At 64.7% G+C, this 17886-nt stretch carries 15 protein-coding genes; 11 read left to right on the forward strand and 4 right to left on the reverse strand.

Annotated features, from left to right (window positions below):
* The first annotated feature begins 2 nt into the window (after positions 1-2).
* Positions 3-614: a DinB family protein gene (locus GGC64_RS09585; protein WP_192722132.1), complete on the forward strand. Its 612-nt coding sequence runs from the start codon at positions 3-5 to the stop codon at positions 612-614.
* Here GGC64_RS09585 and GGC64_RS09590 read toward each other — a convergent pair.
* On the reverse strand, positions 601-3669 hold the full coding sequence (locus tag GGC64_RS09590) for a TIM-barrel domain-containing protein (protein WP_370582038.1): 3069 nt from the start codon (positions 3667-3669) through the stop codon (positions 601-603). The genes GGC64_RS09585 and GGC64_RS09590 overlap by 14 nt on opposite strands.
* Positions 3670-3814: 145 nt before the next feature.
* On the opposite strand from GGC64_RS09590, the gene GGC64_RS09595 reads away from it, so the two are divergent.
* The gene (locus tag GGC64_RS09595; protein WP_370582039.1) at positions 3815-4693 is read left to right on the forward strand and encodes an alpha/beta fold hydrolase; all 879 of its coding nucleotides are present in this window, start codon (positions 3815-3817) and stop codon (positions 4691-4693) included.
* A gap of 135 nt (positions 4694-4828) precedes the next feature.
* Here the strand turns inward: GGC64_RS09595 and GGC64_RS09600 are convergent, their stop codons facing one another.
* The gene (locus GGC64_RS09600) at positions 4829-5092 is read right to left on the reverse strand and encodes a hypothetical protein (RefSeq protein WP_192722133.1); all 264 of its coding nucleotides are present in this window, start codon (positions 5090-5092) and stop codon (positions 4829-4831) included.
* A gap of 144 nt (positions 5093-5236) precedes the next feature.
* Complete coding sequence (locus GGC64_RS09605) at positions 5237-6496, reverse strand: MFS transporter (protein ID WP_192722482.1); 1260 nt, start codon at positions 6494-6496, stop codon at positions 5237-5239.
* 206 nt (positions 6497-6702) lie between these two features.
* On the opposite strand from GGC64_RS09605, the gene GGC64_RS09610 reads away from it, so the two are divergent.
* The 6 genes from GGC64_RS09610 (at position 6703) to GGC64_RS09635 (ending at position 12859) form a co-directional block, all read left to right on the forward strand.
* Entirely contained in the window at positions 6703-8049 is a 1347-nt protein-coding gene (locus GGC64_RS09610) for an AarF/ABC1/UbiB kinase family protein (RefSeq protein ID WP_192722134.1), read from the forward strand.
* Positions 8050-8952 carry an alpha/beta fold hydrolase gene (locus GGC64_RS09615; protein ID WP_192722135.1) on the forward strand — a complete coding sequence of 301 codons (903 nt, stop codon included), beginning with the start codon at positions 8050-8052 and terminating at the stop codon, positions 8950-8952.
* A 132-nt stretch (positions 8953-9084) separates the two neighbouring features.
* Positions 9085-9954, forward strand: coding sequence for a cyclopropane mycolic acid synthase family methyltransferase (locus GGC64_RS09620; protein WP_192722136.1), 870 nt, complete (start codon positions 9085-9087; stop codon positions 9952-9954).
* Positions 9955-9997: 43 nt separating this feature from the next.
* Positions 9998-10858: a cyclopropane mycolic acid synthase family methyltransferase gene (locus GGC64_RS09625; RefSeq protein ID WP_192722137.1), complete on the forward strand. Its 861-nt coding sequence runs from the start codon at positions 9998-10000 to the stop codon at positions 10856-10858.
* 115 nt (positions 10859-10973) lie between these two features.
* Positions 10974-11870: a cyclopropane mycolic acid synthase family methyltransferase gene (locus GGC64_RS09630; protein WP_192722138.1), complete on the forward strand. Its 897-nt coding sequence runs from the start codon at positions 10974-10976 to the stop codon at positions 11868-11870.
* Positions 11871-11962: 92 nt separating this feature from the next.
* Entirely contained in the window at positions 11963-12859 is an 897-nt protein-coding gene (locus GGC64_RS09635; RefSeq protein ID WP_370582040.1) for a cyclopropane mycolic acid synthase family methyltransferase, read from the forward strand.
* Between the two features lie 127 nt (positions 12860-12986).
* On the opposite strand, the gene GGC64_RS09640 is transcribed toward GGC64_RS09635, so the two are convergent.
* On the reverse strand, positions 12987-14567 hold the full coding sequence (locus tag GGC64_RS09640; RefSeq protein WP_192722139.1) for a PE-PPE domain-containing protein: 1581 nt from the start codon (positions 14565-14567) through the stop codon (positions 12987-12989).
* Between the two features lie 155 nt (positions 14568-14722).
* Between GGC64_RS09640 and GGC64_RS09645 the strand changes: the two genes are divergently transcribed.
* The 3 genes from GGC64_RS09645 to GGC64_RS09655 are packed head-to-tail and all read left to right on the forward strand — an operon-like array spanning position 14723 to position 17614.
* The gene (locus GGC64_RS09645; RefSeq protein ID WP_192722140.1) at positions 14723-15430 is read left to right on the forward strand and encodes a YciI family protein; all 708 of its coding nucleotides are present in this window, start codon (positions 14723-14725) and stop codon (positions 15428-15430) included.
* 8 nt (positions 15431-15438) lie between these two features.
* A complete protein-coding gene (locus GGC64_RS09650) occupies positions 15439-16656 on the forward strand; it encodes an RNA polymerase sigma factor (protein ID WP_192722141.1) in 1218 nt (405 codons plus the stop codon).
* A gap of 19 nt (positions 16657-16675) precedes the next feature.
* A complete protein-coding gene (locus tag GGC64_RS09655; RefSeq protein ID WP_370582041.1) occupies positions 16676-17614 on the forward strand; it encodes an endonuclease/exonuclease/phosphatase family protein in 939 nt (312 codons plus the stop codon).
* Positions 17615-17886 lie beyond the last annotated feature (272 nt).

The raw sequence follows: 17886 nt of genomic DNA on the forward strand, positions 1-17886 counted from the left end.
CAATGCCAGGACAAGCCCCCATCGTCGGCGACGAGCGCGACGCCTTGCGCGTCTTCCTCGAATACCACCAGGGCTCGTATTTCGCGGTTGCCTTCGGCCTTTCCGACGAACAAGCCCGCTCGACGCCGTCAGTGAGCGAGTTGTCGATCGGCGGCCTGATCAAGCATGCGACCGGCGTTCAGCGCTCGTGGATGGAACGCGTCGCCGCGGCCCCCGACTTTCCGGCGAAGGACACCCGTCCCTTCGAAGAGATCGTCGCCGACTACCAAGACGAGTACGTCATGCGCGACGACGAGACGCTTGCCGAGTTGTTGGACAAGTTCAAGGCGCAGAACGCCGAAACGCTGCGCATCTTGGCGGCGACCGACCTCGACACCGCGGTGCCGGTGCCCAAGGATGTGCCGTGGTTCCCCAAGGACATCGACAACTGGACGGTGCGCTGGGTGATCCACCACTTGATCAACGAACTGGCCAGGCATGCCGGTCATGCCGACATCATTCGCGAATCCATCGACGGTGCAACGCTTTACGAATTGGTGGCCGGAGTCGAAGGCTGGGAACCCACCGAGTGGATCAAGCCATGGCAACCTGCTGTCGACGTCACTGGTACGTGACCGTCACCGCGTCCTGAATCCTGCCTGCCGGCAAGGTGATTCGTAGGTTGCCGGTGGCGCTGTCCCACCCATAGTTCGACGGCGCCACCGTGCGGCCGTTTATCGTGACACTGGCCGGAGCGGCGGCATGAAGCACTGAGATCGTCCACTGGCGCTCGCCTTCCTGGTCGCGGAAAGTGCCGTCGGTCGAATCGATTCGAATGGTGTGTGTGCCTGCATTCTCGGCGTAGTCGATCTTGGTGGTCGCACCGCGGCGGTTCCTGCCGCCTGCGCCGTCGTCCTCGTAGAGGGTGAAGGTCCCTGGCGCTCCTTGGGCGACGACGAGTGTGACGTTGCGCATCGGTGCGCCGCTGTAGGCCACGTCGGAGGTTCGCATCGGGATGATGGCGCCTGCTTTGACGAAGACCGGCATCGCGTCGAGACCGCTGGTGATCTGGTGCGTGGCGCCGCCCTGGACCGCCTCGCCGGTGAAGTAGTTCGTCCAGCTTCCTGGCGGAAACCACACCGACCTGGTGACGCTGTCGCCGGGCGCGGTGATCGGAGCCACCAAAAGATCTGAGCCGAAAAGGTATTCGCTGTCGGCCGCCGCGTAGGCCTGCTCTTCGTGGGGATACTCCAGGTACAGCGGCCGCGCGATCGGCAGTCCGGTGCGGTTCGCGGTGTCGGCGAGGGTGTAGATGTAGGGCAGCAGGTTCTCACGCAGATTCAGGAATTTCTTCGCCGACTCCTTCGCGGCGACGCCGTACTGCCATGGCATCCGGTCGCTGTGGTCACCGTGCAACCGGTCGATCGGCTGGAACGTTCCCAGCTGCAGCCAGCGGACGTAGAGGTCGTCGGGCAGCTTCTTGGTGCGCCCCCCCGAGCCGTCGGTTTCGGAACCGACAAGCCCGGTCGCGTCGAGGAAGCCGCCGATGTCGTGGCTGACCGCTGCCATGCCGGTCGCGACGGATTCTGCTGGTGTCCAACCGACTTCGCCCGCCAGCGTGCCCCAGGTCGAGTAGGTGTCTCCGGTGAAATGAATGGTGGTGCGCTTGTCGGCCCATGGGCCGGTCGGCGTGCCGGCAGGCCCGACGTAGCCGCTGCTCTGCAATGAGCCGTAGGCACGGGAGAGCACGAAGCCGCGTCGGCCGTCCTTCTCCGCGGCCTCCGCGTACTGCTGGTTGATCCACGCGTCGGGCGTCGCTCCCGTAGGAGTCTGCGGACCGTCGCAACACGACCCCGGTGACCAGGGATCGCCGCCTGCGAGCCGGTTGTTCGCAACGGCCTGTACCTCTGCGAACCCCGGATTCGACTCGACGAGACTCGGGTGGACGTTGAAAACGGTATGCAGCCCTTGGGTATTGGCCCAATCGAGGAACCCTTCGGGCGACGGAAATTTCGGGGTGTCGAGCACCAGCACGTCGAGCGGGACGCCCTGGGCTCGAAACTGTGGAACGACCTCGGTCTGGAGACTGTCGGCGGTGCGGTCGTGGTCCTCCGAATACCAAACGCCGTAAGCCCATTGCGGCAGCAGGGCCGGGGGTCCGGTCAGAGTGGCGAGGTCGCCGAGGCCGCGCTGGTAGTCGTCGCCGTACCCGAACAGGTAGCCGTCAAGGTAAGCGCCCCGGTTTTCGGGCCGCGACGAAAGCTCGTTCGTCGTGGGGTCGAACATCGCCGACGCGGAATCGTCGAGCAGGTACCAGCCGTCGCGCTGCAACAAGCCCGGGGTGCTGGAGGGCATGGCGAGGTCGCCGTTGACGGTGTCGAAGCTGCGGCGATAGCCGCCAAGAGGGACATGTGGCGCAGGCGATTTCGCGCCTTGCGCGGTGACGGCGACGGCATCCACGTTGACTCGGCACGCGTCGGCGCCCGAACACCCGAGAACGATGTCGTTGGTACCAGCCTTCAGGGCGACGGGCGCTTCCGCGGTGGCCCACGTGTTCCAGTCGGCGGTCGCAGGCAGCGCGACACTCGTCGACACGTCACCGATGCGAAGGGTCGCCGTGCGCGTAACCTGCCGCGCGTTCGCGTACCGGATATGAAGCGTGTAGAGCCCGTCGGCCGGAACGCCGACGGCGCGAATCAACAAGTCGGACTCCGGGTTCAGGTCGTTGACGAAGCCCGTGCCCGAATATCCTCGCCGATCACTGACGACCGTGGCCGTGCCCCGCAGCCCTGAGCCTTCGGCCTCACAGGTGACATTGAAACCACAGTCGACGAGCGGCTCGCGCGACAACTGCGGAGCTTGGGCACCCGGCGCGACGACAGCGACGGTGTCGATGTTGACCGCCCCGGAGTCCGATGTGTTCCGCGAAAGGCGCAACGTGTGATGACCTTTGGCGAGATCGACGGGGATCGCGGCCGTTCGCCAGGTGTCCCAGTCCGCGGACGGCTCCAGGATCAGGGTCTGACTCGGGTATCCGTCGACGGCCAGGCTGAACGTGCGCGTCTGCTGCACTTCTTCGCCAAGCTGTGCGTTGGCATAACGGACGACGAATTGGTACCGGCCAGGCGAGTCTGCGTCGACATCGGTCGTCAGGCCGTCTCCTGCGAACCTGAACCCGGCGAGGAACCCACCTCCGGAGTAGCCGCGGTGATCACGCTGGACTGCAGCTCCGGTCGGCGTGAGTTCCTCGGCCTCGCAGATGACGCCGACGACGCAGGTTGGTCGCTGCCACGGCGTCGCGGTCACGTTCTGGTCGCCGGACTTCAATTGCAGGATGAGGTTGCGTGGCGTGAATGGTCCTGAGTCGGTCTTGTATCGAAGGGTCATCGCGCTCGTGGCGATCGTCAGCCAGCCGTCGATTGAGGTCACCGTGTAATCGGCGGGTGCGAAGTTCCCCCGGCCGATCACGTTGAACGTCGGCTGATCGACGAACTTGCGGTCGCTCGCGTATTCGGTGCGGATCAGCGTCGGCGACAGGATCTGGAAGCGAGCCGAGCCTGCGGCTACAGTCGGAATTCGATGGTGTTCAGCGCCGGCGCCTCGGCGCACCGCGCATCCGGCCGCCCATGCCAGTGTCAGAACAAGCACAGCGGTCATCACGAAGGCAAGGGCACCGGAACGCGTCCGCACTGCGATAGCCTCTCTCCCCCAAGAAGCCCGGAACAGCAAAGAACATAGACTAGCGGAAAACAGACTGATCAGGCGTAGATCAGCAAATCGTTATAGGAATTGTGTGACAGAGCGCAGAATCGGCAAAGCTCAATGCGGTGACCCCGTGTCCCCGATCGAGCTTCACTACGAGGACCTCGGCGATATCGGCGACCCGCCGGTCCTGCTCATCATGGGCGTCGGCGCACAGCTGCCGATGTGGCCGGACGGCTTCTGCGCGCGCCTGATCGACAGCGGGTACCGGGTGATCCGGTTCGACCACCGCGACACCGGCCTTTCGACGAAGATGCACGGCGCGCGGGCCAAGGGGTCGGTCTACCCGCGGGTGCTGCGGTATCTCGTCGGCCGCGGCAGCCCTGTGCCGTACACGCTGGTGGATTTGGCCGACGACGTCGAAGGACTCCTCGATCACCTCGGTATCGAACGAGCACACGTGGTGGGCGCCTCGATGGGCGGGATGATCGCCCAGGTGCTGGCGGGCCGCCATCCCGAGCGGGTTCAGTCATTGGGCCTGATCATGACGAGCTCCGGCAGGCCGATGTCGTCGATTCCGAAGTGGCGGGTGATCCGCTTGGCGTTCGATGCGCCGAAAAAGGATGCCCCCGCTGAGGAGAGGTTGGCCAACGAGGTGCGCAACGTCTCGATCATCAACGGACCGAATTTCCTTCCGCCCGTGGAGGATTTGCGTCGTCGCGTCGAGGAGCTCACTACCCGCAGCGACTACCCGCAGGGCATGCTTCGCCAGTTCGATGCGATCCTCGGCACCGGCAGCCTGGTGCGCTACGCCCGTCGCATCACCGCGCCGACCGTAGTTATTCACGGGTCGAAGGACCCGATGGTCCGACCGCGCAACGGACGCAATGTCGCTCGAGCCATCGAAGGTGCGCGCTACGTCGTCGTCGACGGCATGGGCCACGATCTGCCCAAGCCCGTGTGGCGGCCGATCATCGAGGCGCTGACGGAGAACATGCTCCCGGAGTCGTGACTTCACCGCCTACTGCGGTGTGCGACACAGACTTTAGTGGACACGGCGGAAAAAGCGGCGCCGCCCCGATATCCCGAAACAGACTGAGCCCCTTCCCGGTACGTCGAGAAGAGGCTCAGAATGAGGGGCTGCGCGTCAGCTGCGGTGCCAACCGAACGAGTGATCCCGGTGGTGCCAAAGCCAGAAGTCCCAGAAGTCGGGCCGGAAGTCGCGGTCCGAGTCCCGCGAGTCGTGGCTGGGGTGGAAGTCCGTCGAGTAACCGCCACTCATGTGATCCGACGAACCGGTGTCGGCATTGGCTGCTGCGGCCACTCCAAGTGCGGCGCCGCCAAGGATGCCCGCGGCGGCGATCGGGCCTGCGACGAAGCGGGTGAAGAACCGTGACTTGTTGGTGTTCATGTGAATTCTCCTGTGTAAGTGGATGTTTGGTTGTTCGTGACGGTGTCACATCTCCAAAGCTACGGATCCGTGTTCGCTGCGTCGCTGTTGTGCGCACAACCCGCGCAATGGGCGATCTCTGCGTTTACCGCATTGTGCTCACTGCTATTGCAGGGCAACGCCTTTGGTTTCGGGCAGCAGGACCGTGCAGATCACGCTGACCACGACGACCGCGGCCATCATGGCGCCGATCGCGGGCACGCCGCACGTCGCAACCAGGGGAGCCGCGATGATCGTCGGCACCGCACCGCCCACCAATCCCGCGAGATTCAGCGACACGGCCGCGCCGCTATAGCGGTATCGAGTGCCGAAGATCTCCGGAATGAACGCCGCCATCGGGCCGTAGGCCATTCCCGCGACCGCATAGGTTCCGCAGAGCGCCAACGCGAACAAGCCGGCATTCCCGGTGTCAACCAGTGGAAGCACCGCGAATGACCAGGGCACGCCGAGTGCGAACGCCGCGATGATGACGCGACGGCGCCCAACGGTGTCAGACAATACGCAGCCCAGCACATTGAAGACCACCACGACCACGCCGCCGAGCAGTCCAACCGCCAAGATCAGTGTCGGCGAGAACCCAACGTGGGTATGGGCATAACTCATCAGGTAGGCGTTGGCCATGTATCCCAACGTGAAGAACCCGATCATGGCGCCGGCAGCAAGAACCACCTCGCGTCGCTGATTTCCGAACAAGGCGGCCAGTGGCGTCACCCGTGCGGTGTCGCTTTCCTTGTGCTCGGTGAACACCGGCGTCTCGGCGACGTTGAGCCGGACGTACAACGCGATGGCGATCAACACCGCACTGAACAGAAACGGTATGCGCCAACCCCATTCGAGGAACGCGCGACTGGACTCCCCGATCGTCTGGTTCACGACCAGGAACAGCAGGCTGCTCATGACGAGCCCGCTGCCGACACCCATCTGGGTGTACATGCCGTAGCGACCCCGGGCTCGCGCCGGCGCGTACTCGGCGGACAGCAGCGCGGCGCCCGCCCATTCACCGCCGACCGCAAACCCCTGGACGAGGCGCAGCGTCAACAGGATCAGTGGCGCGGCCATGCCGATGGTCGCCTCGCCGGGAACCAGTCCAACGGCCACCGTCGACAGGCCCATGATCAGCATGGTGGCGATCAGGGTCGACTTGCGGCCAAGGCGATCGCCGAAGTGTCCGAAGAACGCCGCGCCGACCGGCCGTGACAGAAACGCCGCGGCGAACGTGGCCATCGACGCGACCGTGGCCGTCGTGCCGTCCAGATGAGGGAAGAAGACCTTCGGGAACACCAGCGCGGCGGCGGTGCCGTAGATGTAGAAGTCGTAGTACTCGATGGCCGACCCGACAAAGCTCGCCGCCGCGACGCGCTTCATCGACGTGCGGCGCGGTGCCACCAGTGTTGCCATATCCGCTCCTCAGACGTTGATTGCGTCTGAAGCTATGGATCGGCGACGAAGGTGGCGCGCTTGTGCTCGCTAGCGGTTTAATCAGCGATGTTCGGCTTTTGCGCATTCTGCTCAGGTGTGACCCGGTGCACACGATTTAGACTCGTCAACCCGCCGTTTGAGACACTGCAACCATGAGTACGACTAAACACCGCGAGGTGGCCAAGCTGGACCGGGTGCCGCTGCCGGTCGAAGCCGCCCGCATCGGCGCGACGGGTTGGCAGATAACCCGCACCGGCGCGCGAGTCGTCGCCAAGCTCGCCGGTAAGGGTTCGTTGCAGCAGAAGATCATCAGGCAGATCCCGCAGACGTTCGCCGACCTTGGGCCTACCTACGTCAAGTTCGGCCAGATCATCGCCTCAAGTCCGGGCGCGTTCGGCGAACAAATGAGTCGCGAGTTCCGCAGCCTGCTCGACGCGGTGCCGCCCGCCGACGAGGACCAGGTCTACAAGCTGTTGCGCGAGGAACTGGGCGACGATCCCTCGAAGCTCTTCAAGTCGTTCGAGCCGACGCCGTTCGCGTCGGCTTCGATCGCGCAGGTGCACTACGCGACCCTGCACAGCGGCGAAGAGGTGGTCGTCAAGATCCAGCGGCCTGGCATTCGCCGCCGCGTTGCGGCAGACCTGCAAATCCTCAAGCGCGGCGCGCAGATCGTCGAACTGGCCAAGCTGGGCCGCCGGTTGTCCGCACAGGATGTCGTGGCCGACTTCGCCGACAACCTGGCCGAGGAACTCGATTTCCGGCTGGAAGCGCAGTCGATGGACGCTTGGGTCTCGCACATGCACGCCTCGCCGCTGGGCCGCAACATCCGGGTGCCGCAGGTCTATTGGGACCTGACCAGCGAGCGGGTGCTGACGATGGAACGCGTCGCGGGCATCCGTATCGACGATGCCGCCGCCATCCGCAAGGCCGGCTTCGACGGCACCGAACTGGTAAAGGCGTTGCTGTTCAGCGTGTTCGAGGGCGGCCTGCGGCACGGCCTGTTCCACGGCGACCTGCACGCAGGCAACCTGTACGTCGACAAAGACGGCAAGATCGTGTTCTTCGACTTCGGCATCATGGGCCGCATCGACCCGCGGACCCGCTGGCTGCTACGGGAGTTGGTGTACGCGCTGCTGGTCAAGAAGGACCACGCCGCGGCGGGCAAGATCGTCGTGCTGATGGGTGCGGTCGGCACGATGAAACCCGAGGCCGAAGCCGCCAAGGACCTCGAGAAGTTCGCGACGCCACTGACCATGAAGTCGCTTGGCGACATGAGCTACGCCGAAATCGGCAGGCAGCTCTCGACTTTGGCCGACGCTTACGACGTGAAGCTGCCGCGTGAGCTGGTGCTGATCGGCAAGCAGTTCCTCTACGTCGAGCGCTACATGAAGCTACTCGCACCGAAGTGGCAGATGATGTCCGATCCGCAGTTGACCGGATACTTCGCGAACTTCATGGTGGAGCTCAGCCGCGAACACACTGAAGAGGTCGAGGCGTAAGTGGAAATCCGTTCGGGCACAGCCAAATCCGGCGATCTCGACATCTACTACGAGGACATGGGGGACCCCAACAACCCCGCCGTCCTACTGATCATGGGCCTTGGCGCGCAATTGTTGTTGTGGCGCACCGACTTCTGCGAGAAGCTCGTTGACCAGGGCTTGCGCGTCATCCGCTACGACAACCGCGACGTCGGCCTGTCGACGAAGGTGACCGGCGGCCACTCCGGCATGCCGCTGCCGAGAAGAATGGTCCGCTCGTTCCTCGGCCTGAAGAGTCCTGCCGTCTACACGCTCGAGGATCTGGCCGACGACGCTGCCGCGCTGCTGGACCACCTGAAGATCGAGACGGCGCACATCGTCGGCGCCTCGATGGGCGGCATGATCGCGCAGGTTTTCGCGGCCCGGCACCAGCCGCGCACCAAGACCCTTGCGGTCATCTTTTCCAGCAACAACCAGCCGCTGCTGCCCCCGCCCGGAACCAAGCAACTGCTCGCCATCCTGCAGAAGCCCAAGGACGCGACGCGCGAAGCGCTCGTCGAGAACGCCGTCCGGGTTACGAGGATCACCGGGAGCCCGGCCTATCCTGCGCCGCTCGAGCGCATCCGCGAGGAGGCGATCGAGGGCCTCGAACGGTCCTACTACCCCGCAGGCGTCGGCCGCCATTTCGCCGCGATCCTCGGCAGCGGCAGCCTGCTCGGCTACGACCGGCAGATCAGCGTCCCCACGGTCGTCATTCACGGCAAGGCCGACAAGCTGATGCGCCCGTTCGGCGGCCGCGCGATCGCGCGTGCCATCAAGGGCGCGCGGTTGGTGTTGTTCGACGGCATGGGCCATGACCTGCCCCGCGAGCTGTGGGACGACATTGTCGGCGAGCTGAAGACCACCTTCGCAGAAGCGGCGTGATCCCGGCCACACCTTTCGATTCGTTTCCCGAGGTGCATGGCGCGTAACCTCGGGAGGAGTGCATCAGCGCACCTAAGCCGTCATCGTCGACCCGCGCATAGCCGCTGACCAGCCAGGAAGGCACCCAGATCCATGGCCCAAGCCAACAAATTGAAGCCGCATTTCGAGGACGTCCAGGCGCATTACGACCTGTCCGACGAGTTCTTCCGGCTGTGGCTGGACCCGACCCAGACCTACAGCTGTGCGTATTTCGAACGCGACGACATGACGCTGCAGGAAGCGCAGCTCGCCAAGATCGACCTGGCGCTGGGCAAGCTCGGACTGCAGCCAGGGATGACGCTGCTGGACGTGGGCTGCGGGTGGGGCTCGACGATGATGCGCGCGATCGAACGCTATGACGTCAACGTCATCGGGCTGACCCTGAGCGAGAACCAAAAGGCGCATGTGGAAAGGGTTTTCGCGCAGTCCGACAGTCCTCGTGACAAGCGGGTGCTGCTTCAAGGCTGGGAGCAGTTCGACGAGCCGGTGGACCGGATCGTCTCGATCGGCGCGTTCGAACACTTCGGTTTCGACCGCTATGACGACTTCTTCGCGTTAGCCCATTCACTGTTGCCAGACGACGGCGTGATGTTGCTGCACACGATCACCGCGCTGACGCTGCCGCAGATGGCCGAGCGCAAGATTCCGCTCACCTTCGAGGTCGCCCGGTTCGTGAAGTTCATCCTCACCGAGATCTTCCCCGGGGGCCGGCTGCCTTCGATCGAGAAGGTCGAGGAGCACTCGGCCAAGGCCGGGTTCGAGCTGACTCGCCGCCAGTCGCTGCAGCTGCACTACGCCCGCACCCTCGACTGCTGGTCCGAGGCGCTGGAGGCGCACAAGGACGAGGCCATCGCCGTGCAGTCCGAAGAGGTCTACGACCGCTACATGCACTACCTCACGGGCTGCGCCAAGGGTTTCCGCATGGGCTACATCGACGTCAACCAGTTCACCCTGGCTAAATAGGGCTGGCAGGAACCGCCAAGTTTGACGCGTAGCATGGCCGCTCATGGCCGACCTGACGCCTCATTTCGAGGACGTGCAGTCCCACTACGACCTGTCGGACGACTTCTACCGGCTGTTTCTGGATTCCACGCAGACCTATAGCTGCGCCTACTTCGAGCGCGACGACATGTCGCTCGAACAGGCTCAGCTCGCCAAGATCGACCTTTCACTCGGCAAGCTGGGTCTGCGGCCGGGGATGACACTGCTCGACATCGGGTGCGGCTGGGGCGCGACGATGCGGCGAGCGGTCGAGCGCTACGACGTCAACGTCGTCGGGCTGACGCTGTCACAGAATCAATACGACCACGCCGCGCAGGCGTTCGCCGCGATGAACGGTCCGCGATCAAAGCGGGTGCTGCTGCAGGGGTGGGAGCAGTTCGACGAGCCCGTCGACCGGATCGTGTCGATCGGCGCATTCGAACACTTCGGCCACGACCGGTGGAAGCAGTTCTTCTCGACGACCTACGGCGTGCTGCCGGACGACGGCGTCATGCTGCTGCACACCATCACCCGGCTGACGCTGGATGAGGTCAAGGACCGTGGCATCCCGATGTCGATGGACGCCGCACGCTTCGCGATGTTCATCGCCAAGGAGATTTTTCCCGGCGGTCAGCTGCCGACGATAGGGGCGGTCGAAGAGCACGCTGCGGCGGCCGGTTTCACGGTGACCCGGGTCCAGTCCCTGCAACCCCACTACGCGCGCACCCTCCAAACGTGGGCCGACACGCTGGGCGCGCAGCGCGAAGCGGCGATCGCCGTCCAGTCCGAAGAGGTCTACGACCGCTACATGAAATACCTGATTGGATGCGCGGACATGTTCCGCAAGGGCTATATCGACGTCAACCAGTTCACGCTGCACAAGTAGCGTCAGATTGGGTTCAGCCCTCGCGGACGGCTAGGGTGTACGCCTAGTTGCGCACGTAGCTGCCGTAGCGGCTCGTAGAGTGCGGTCACACCAGGAGAAGGCTTAGCAGGGAAATATGTCTGACAATTCATCCGGCACGAAGGACATGACGCCGCATTTCGAGGATATTCAGGCGCATTACGACCTTTCGGACGACTTCTTCGGGGTGTTCCAGGATCCGACGCGCAAGTACAGCTGCGCGTTCTTCACCGGCCCCAATGTCACGCTGTCCGAGGCGCAGATCGCCAACGTCGATCAGCACCTGGACAAGCTCGATCTGAAGCCGGGGATGACCCTGCTCGAGGTCGGTTGCGGCTGGGGGCTGACCCTGCAGCGGGCGATGGAGAAGTACGACGTCAACGTCATCGGCCTGACGCTGTCCAAGAACCAGAAGGCCTACTGCGACCAGCTGCTGTCCAAGCTCGACACCAATCGGACATTCGACGTGCGGCTAGAGGGCTGGGAGCAGTTCCACAGCCCCGTCGACCGCATCGTGTCGATCGAGGCCTTCGAGCACTTCGGCTTCGAGCGCTATGACGACTTCTTCAAGACCTGCTTCGACATCCTGCCCGACGACGGCCGGATGACGATCCAGAGCAGCGTCGGCTACCACCCATATGACCTGGCCGAGCGCGGCAAGAAGCTGACCTTCGAGTTGGCCCGGTTCATCAAGTTCATGATCACCGAGATCTTCCCCGGCGGCCGGCTTCCGACCACTCAGATGATGGTGGAGCACGGCGAGAAGGCGGGCTTCGTGGTGCCCGAGGCGAAGTCGCTGCGCAATCACTACATCAAGACGCTCGGCATCTGGGCCGACCGCCTCGAGAAGAACAAAGATGCGGCGATCGCGGCCACCGACGAGGAGAACTACCACCGCTACATGCGGTACCTGACCGGCTGCCAGTACTACTTCATCGACGAGAGCATCGACGTCAGCCTGGTCACCTACCTGAAGCCGGGCGCAGCCGCGTAGTTTCCGTCCGTTAGCAAATCCCCCGGCGTGTGGCGCGCACGGGGGATTTGCGGTTGGATACCTTGGATTGGTCTAGGGAAGGTAGCTGTGCTGTGTCGGAAGTGGCAGTCATCTCGGAGAAGATGCGCAAGAACTTCGACAACATCGGTGCGCATTACGACCTGTCCGATGACTTTTTCGGGCTGTTCCAGGACCGCAGCCGCATCTACTCGTGCGCATACTTCGAGCCCGATGACCTGACCCTCGAGCAAGCCCAGTACGCAAAGGTCGACCTGCACCTCGACCGGCTGGGACTGGAGCCGGGGATGACCGTGCTCGACATCGGATGTGGCTGGGGCGGAGCGCTGAAGCGCGCGATCGAACGCCATGACGTCAATGTCATCGGTCTGACGTTGAGCAGGAACCAGCACGCTGCCAGCACCAAATTGCTCGCCGGCCTCGACACCGACCGGAGCCGGCGGATTCTGCTGCGCGGCTGGGAGGAGTTCGACGAGCCCGTCGATCGCATTCTGTCCATCGAGGCCTTCGAGCACTTCGGCTTCGAGCGCTACGACGAGTTCTTCAAAAAGTGCTTTGCGCTTTTGCCGGACGACGGCCGGATGACGATCCAGAGCAACATCAGCTATCACCCCGACGAGTTCCGGGAGCGGGGCATCCCGTTGTCGATCGACGTGCTCAAGTTCATCAAGTTCATGGTGACCGACATTTTCCCCGGCGCGCGCCTGCCGTCGTCGCAGATGATGCGGACGCACGGCGAGGACGCGGGGTTCGTCCTCGACGACGTCGTATCGCTGCGGTCGCACTACGTCAGGACGTTGACGATGTGGGGCGACGCGTTGGAGGCCAACAAGTCCCGCGCGATCGAGATCCAGTCCGAAGAGGTCTACGACAACTACATGAAGTACCTGCGGGGCTGTGCGCAGAAATTCGCCGACGAATACATCGACGTGCACCTGGTGACGTACCTGAAGCCCGGCGCGACCGCCTAGTCCGCCGAACGTGGGTTACCCGCACACTTTTCGCGCGGAAGCGTGACACAAGTCCACACTCGGCAAGGCGCTCGCCAAAGGAAATCCCCCGCCACTGCCTGATGTGACGGGGGATTTGCTTCTCGGGTCAGGCCGCGGCCTTGGCCGTATCCGCATCCTTCTTGTCGGTGTCCGACTTCTTTTCGTTATCGGACTTCGTCGTGGCAGCAGGGCTCGTGTCGGCCGCGGTGTCGTCGGCCTTCTTATCGTCGGCCTTCTTGTCGTCGGCCTTCTTGTCGTCGGCCTTCTTGTCGTCGGCCTTCTTGTCGTCGGCCTTCTTGTCGCCCGTCGTCGCCTCGGGCTTGGCGACAGGCGATTCCTCCGTCGACGCTGACGTCTCGTCCTTGACCGTCGTCTGCTGCTCGGTGGTGTCTGTATTGGTGTCCTTCACCAGCGTCAGCTTCGACGTCGACTTCGTGTTGTCGATGGCCTTGTCGGTCTCGGTCACTTCCGTCGCGGTCGTCCGCGCGGCCGCTGCCAACGTCGACACCGTGGTCGTCGACGCCGGCGACTGCGTGGTGAGCGGGAGCGTGGACGTCAGCCCACCGAGGTCGCCGATGAAGGCCTGGATGCCCTGGATCGTCGCGGCGACGAGGTTCACGCCCACCGCGGGCCAATTCTGAATCGGGTTGAAGGGCAGTATTGACAGCCACTTCTCCTTGCCGGGATCACCGCTCCAGTCGTAACCGAGATCGATCAGCACCTTCAGCACCGGCGACACCAGGTCGGCGACCGGTTTGGCCACCGGTTGCAGCGGGGCAGGGATCACGCCCATGACCGAGTCCACGATCGGCAGGCTCTTGGCCGGAATCATCCAGTATCTGTTGCCGTGGGAGTCGACGCGGCAGTTCGGACCCGGGCACGGGCCTGCCAAGATGTCCGCCAATTCCTTGTCGGTGTAGCCGTAGGGCAACCCGGCGGTCGGATCGTTTCCGTTGGGCGCCAGGTAATACCCGTGCACTGTGTTGAATGCGGCCAACGCGTCCAGCATCGCGAACGGGTTGCCCCAGTACGTCGGGGCGTACATCACGGGGTCGTACTGGAAGCCGATGCTGTCGATCGGTATCCCGGTGTCGGTCGGCATGGGCGGACCGAAGGTGATATTGAGGATCGGGATCGTCGGCAGGAAGCCGAGCCGGGTGAAGATTCCGCCGTCGGGATTGAAGGCGTTGCCGATCGTCACCACCGACAGCCGGGCGCGCTGCTCGGGCGTGAGGTCGCCGAGATTGCGCAACTCGTCGGAGACAACCGCTCCGCCCTGCGAGTAGCCGAAGATGACGACGTTGTCCGACGTGGTGTTCAGCAACCCCCGGAGCTGCCCGTCCAAATTCTGCACCCCGGTACCAACCGAGTCGTTCCACGTATCGCACTTGAACCCGGGACACCAATTGCCGATGAACCCCAGTGGCCAAAATGACGCGGGGTAGTTGACGCCTTCGAGGGCGCACGTGTTGTCCGTGCATGGGGTGAACGGAGCCATGTAGCGACTCCTGGCGTTTTCCATGTAGTTCGTGACGATGTTGGCGTTCGGGGTGCCCGTGCCCGGTACCACCAGCGCAGTAGTGGCCCCCAAAGCCAGCGCCGCCATGAACGCCGACGTGACGCCCAGAACGACCGAACTCAGGATTGCGAGGACAGCAACGACGAACGCGCGGGAGAACTTACGCATGTGTCAACCATCACACAGCGGTGCAGCGGCGGTTGGCGGAACCGAAAACTTCCTTCCGCAAAGTTCACTGAGCGTGTCGGATTCGCGCGGCGCCGTTCGTCGGACAGGTAGAGAGTGGAGCAGAGGGTTCCGCTCGCGACCGGAAGGTGACTCCCATGCAATACCTCGCGCTGCTGCGTACCGCCGAATCCAACCGAACCCCCGACCCCGAAACATTCGCCGCGGAGATGTCCGCATACCAGGCCTTTCACACGACGGCCCGAGCGGCGCTGCGGGCCGGCGACGCGCTGGCCCCGACGGAGGCCGGCGTGCGAATCACCGGCGGACCCGATGCGCCGACGATGACCGACGGCCCGTTCGCGGAAAGCGCAGAGGTGGCCTGCGGCTACTACGTCTTCGAGGCCGAGAACCTCGACGACGCACTGGCATTGGCCCGCGACGTTCCTGCGGCCAAGCACGGGTCGGTTGAGGTTCGGCCGACCTTCCACGCTTTCGATCCCGACTGGTCGGGCGCGGGCGGTGCCCAATGGTTGGCGCTGCTGCTCGAGCCACCCACCTCTGCCCACACCCCAGGCACGCCGGAGTGGGAGGCCGAAGCGGCCCGGCACGGCGAGTTCGCCGCTGCGGCAGGTGACCATATCGTGAGCGGCGCGGCGCTGCATGAGCCGGCGTCGGCCACGACGGTGCGCGTTCGCGACAACAAGGTGCTGATGACCGACGGGCCGTACCCGGAGAGCGCGGAGGTCGCCACCGGCTTCTACCTGCTGGCGGCGGCTGACCGTGACGAGGCCACCAAACTGGCGTCGATGATTCCCGCCACCACGGTCGAGCTGCGGCAGCTGATGGGCGTCTCAGGGCTGTAACCGCGTCAATGACCAACCTGGACGGCGTCTTTCGGCGGGAATGGGGGCCCGCGGTCGCGGCGCTCGCGCGCTGGTCAGGCGACCTCACCGTCGCCGAGGACGCCGTCCAGGAGGCCTTCGCCGAAGCATTGCGTAGCTGGCCCCGCGACGGTGTGCCCGACAACGCGGGCGGATGGGTCGTTCGGGTCGCCCGCAACCGGGCACTGGACCGGTTGCGACGCGAATCCGTGCGCCCCGGAAAGGAACTCGCAGCCGTGGTGGACGACATCCGGGCCCGCACCGACCGCGTCGACGTGCATCCCGTTCGCGACGACGAGCTGAGGATGATGTTCACCTGTGCGCATCCCGCGCTCGACCCGACCTCGCAGTTGGCGCTCACGCTACGGCTGATCTCGGGGCTCAGCGTGCCCGAGATATCGCGGGCGCTGCTGCAGTCGCAGTCGGCCGTCGGACAGCGGATCACCCGCGCCAAGAACAAGATCCGGCACGCCAACATCCCGTTGCGTGTGCCGCCGGCCGAGTTGCTACCGGAACGCACTCCGCACGTGCTGGCATGCATCTACTCGGTGTTCACCGAGGGCTATTGGTCCACTGCAGGACCATCGGCAGTTCGCGACGAGCTGTGTGACGAAGGCGTGCGGCTGGCCGGTGAACTGTGCTCGTTGATGCCCGACGACCGCGATGCGCAAGCGTTGGCCGCCCTTGTCCTGCTACATGATTCGCGACGACAGACCCGCGTCGACGCCGACGGCGCGTTGCTGCCGCTCGAGGAGCAGGATCGGAGCCGTTGGGATCGCGGCCGGATCGCCAGGGGCCTCGACCGGCTCACGCGCGCGGCGGGCGCGACGGGCCCCTACTTGCCACAGGCGGTGATCGCGGCGCTGCATGCGACCGCACCGAGTTGGCAGGAGACGGACTGGACCACGATCTGCGCGGCCTATGACCGGTTGATCGACATCACCGGGTCACCGGTGGCCCGCGCGAATCGGGCAATGGCCATCGGCTTTCGCGACGGGTTTGCCGCCGGCCTTGCCGCCCTCGATGCCGTTGCCGACGATCCGCGGCTGGCAGCATCGAACACCGTCATCACAATTCGCGCGGATCTGCTGCGGCGTGCGGGTCGGCGTGCCGAGGCCCACAGGTGGTATCGCGCCGCGCTCGACGGCAACGGTTCTGGTCCCGCTCAGGAGTTCCTGCGTCGCCGGCTCGCGGAGTGCGCCGGCTAGTGGTCGCTACCCTCGTGCCGTGACCACAGCGATCGGAGTCGTCCTATTGGCCGTCGCGGCGGTCGCATTGGCCGTGCGCTACGTTCCGATCACCCACCTCGTCGTGCTCGCGGTGGCCGCGCTAGCGCCGTACCTGATGTTCGGCGCGCCGGCGTCGCTGATTGTGTTTGCGCTGCAACGTAACTGGATCTTAGCGGCGGTGGCAGCCGGAGTGACGGCTGCGGTGGTCGTCGTCCAGCTGCCGTGGTATGTGCGCCGCGGCGGGACTCGCGGAGTCAGGGTGCGCGTGATCTCGGCGAATCTGCGCTATGGCCGGGCCGACGCCGACGGGGTCGTGAAGATGGTTCGCGACGACGCCGATATCCTTGCGGTGCAAGAGCTTACGCCCGAGAAGGCCGAGCTTTTGTCGGCCGCCGGCCTCGATGAGGCCCTTCCTCACCGGGCGCTTCGTGCGTGTAAGGGCCCCGCGGGTGTCGGCATCTGGAGTCGCTACCCCATCGCAACCACCGAGATCGACGACGACTTCTGGCTCGGCCTGGTCACCGCGAAGGTACGCATCCCCGACGTGTCCGCCGAAGCGACCGTTGTGGTGCTGCACCTGTCCGCACCTTGGCCCGATCCGATCGCGGGCTGGCGCGCCGACCTCGCTCGGCTGGCGGAGAAACTGCCGCGGCTAGCGGCGGCCAGCGAGGGGGCAGTCATCGTCGCAGGCGACTTCAACGCGACGCGTGACCTTCGCGAGTTCCGCCACCTGCTGCGCGATGGCTTTGGCGATGCGGCCGAGCAGGCAGGCGCGGGACTGACCCGCACCCACCCGGCCGACGTTCGAGCACTTCCCCCGCTGTTCGCCGTGGATCACGTGCTGACGCTGCGCTGCACGGCGACGGCTGTTCGCACACTCGCCATCGCAGGTTCCGACCACCGGGCCCTTGCCGGCGTGATCGAGATTCCTGTATGAGCAGAATTAAGCGGAAGCGCCCATGTCGTCGACAGGCTGCCCGGCCGCGTCGCGCCTGGGTTCAACGGCCGGCTTGCTGACAAGCCGCCGGAAGAAACTGCGGATGGGGGTGGCGGACCGATACCGAGTGCACTTGCCGGGTGCGCACAAAGCGCACTCGGAGCCTGCCCGGTAATGCTGATGGGCGGCTCGCTGGTGGTCACAGCGGCAAAGGTCGTTCACAATACAAGTACGGTACCCGGTGGACAGCGTCCGAACCTGAGAGCACGTTT

It is taken from the genome of Mycobacterium sp. OAS707 (assembly GCF_014873705.1).
In the GTDB taxonomy this organism is placed as follows: domain Bacteria; phylum Actinomycetota; class Actinomycetes; order Mycobacteriales; family Mycobacteriaceae; genus Mycobacterium.

Bases quoted from the DNA above. Each gene is read 5' to 3' on its own strand.
- GGC64_RS09585 (WP_192722132.1), top strand. From the start codon at position 3: ATGCCAGGACAAGCCCCCATCGTCGGCGACGAGCGCGACGCCTTGCGC.
- GGC64_RS09600 (WP_192722133.1), bottom strand. From the start codon at position 5,092: ATGAACACCAACAAGTCACGGTTCTTCACCCGCTTCGTCGCAGGCCCG.
- GGC64_RS09605 (WP_192722482.1), bottom strand. From the start codon at position 6,496: ATGAAGCGCGTCGCGGCGGCGAGCTTTGTCGGGTCGGCCATCGAGTAC.
- GGC64_RS09610 (WP_192722134.1), top strand. From the start codon at position 6,703: ATGAGTACGACTAAACACCGCGAGGTGGCCAAGCTGGACCGGGTGCCG.
- GGC64_RS09620 (WP_192722136.1), top strand. From the start codon at position 9,085: ATGGCCCAAGCCAACAAATTGAAGCCGCATTTCGAGGACGTCCAGGCG.
- GGC64_RS09625 (WP_192722137.1), top strand. From the start codon at position 9,998: ATGGCCGACCTGACGCCTCATTTCGAGGACGTGCAGTCCCACTACGAC.
- GGC64_RS09630 (WP_192722138.1), top strand. From the start codon at position 10,974: ATGTCTGACAATTCATCCGGCACGAAGGACATGACGCCGCATTTCGAG.
- GGC64_RS09640 (WP_192722139.1), bottom strand. From the start codon at position 14,567: ATGCGTAAGTTCTCCCGCGCGTTCGTCGTTGCTGTCCTCGCAATCCTG.
- GGC64_RS09645 (WP_192722140.1), top strand. From the start codon at position 14,723: ATGCAATACCTCGCGCTGCTGCGTACCGCCGAATCCAACCGAACCCCC.
- GGC64_RS09650 (WP_192722141.1), top strand. From the start codon at position 15,439: ATGACCAACCTGGACGGCGTCTTTCGGCGGGAATGGGGGCCCGCGGTC.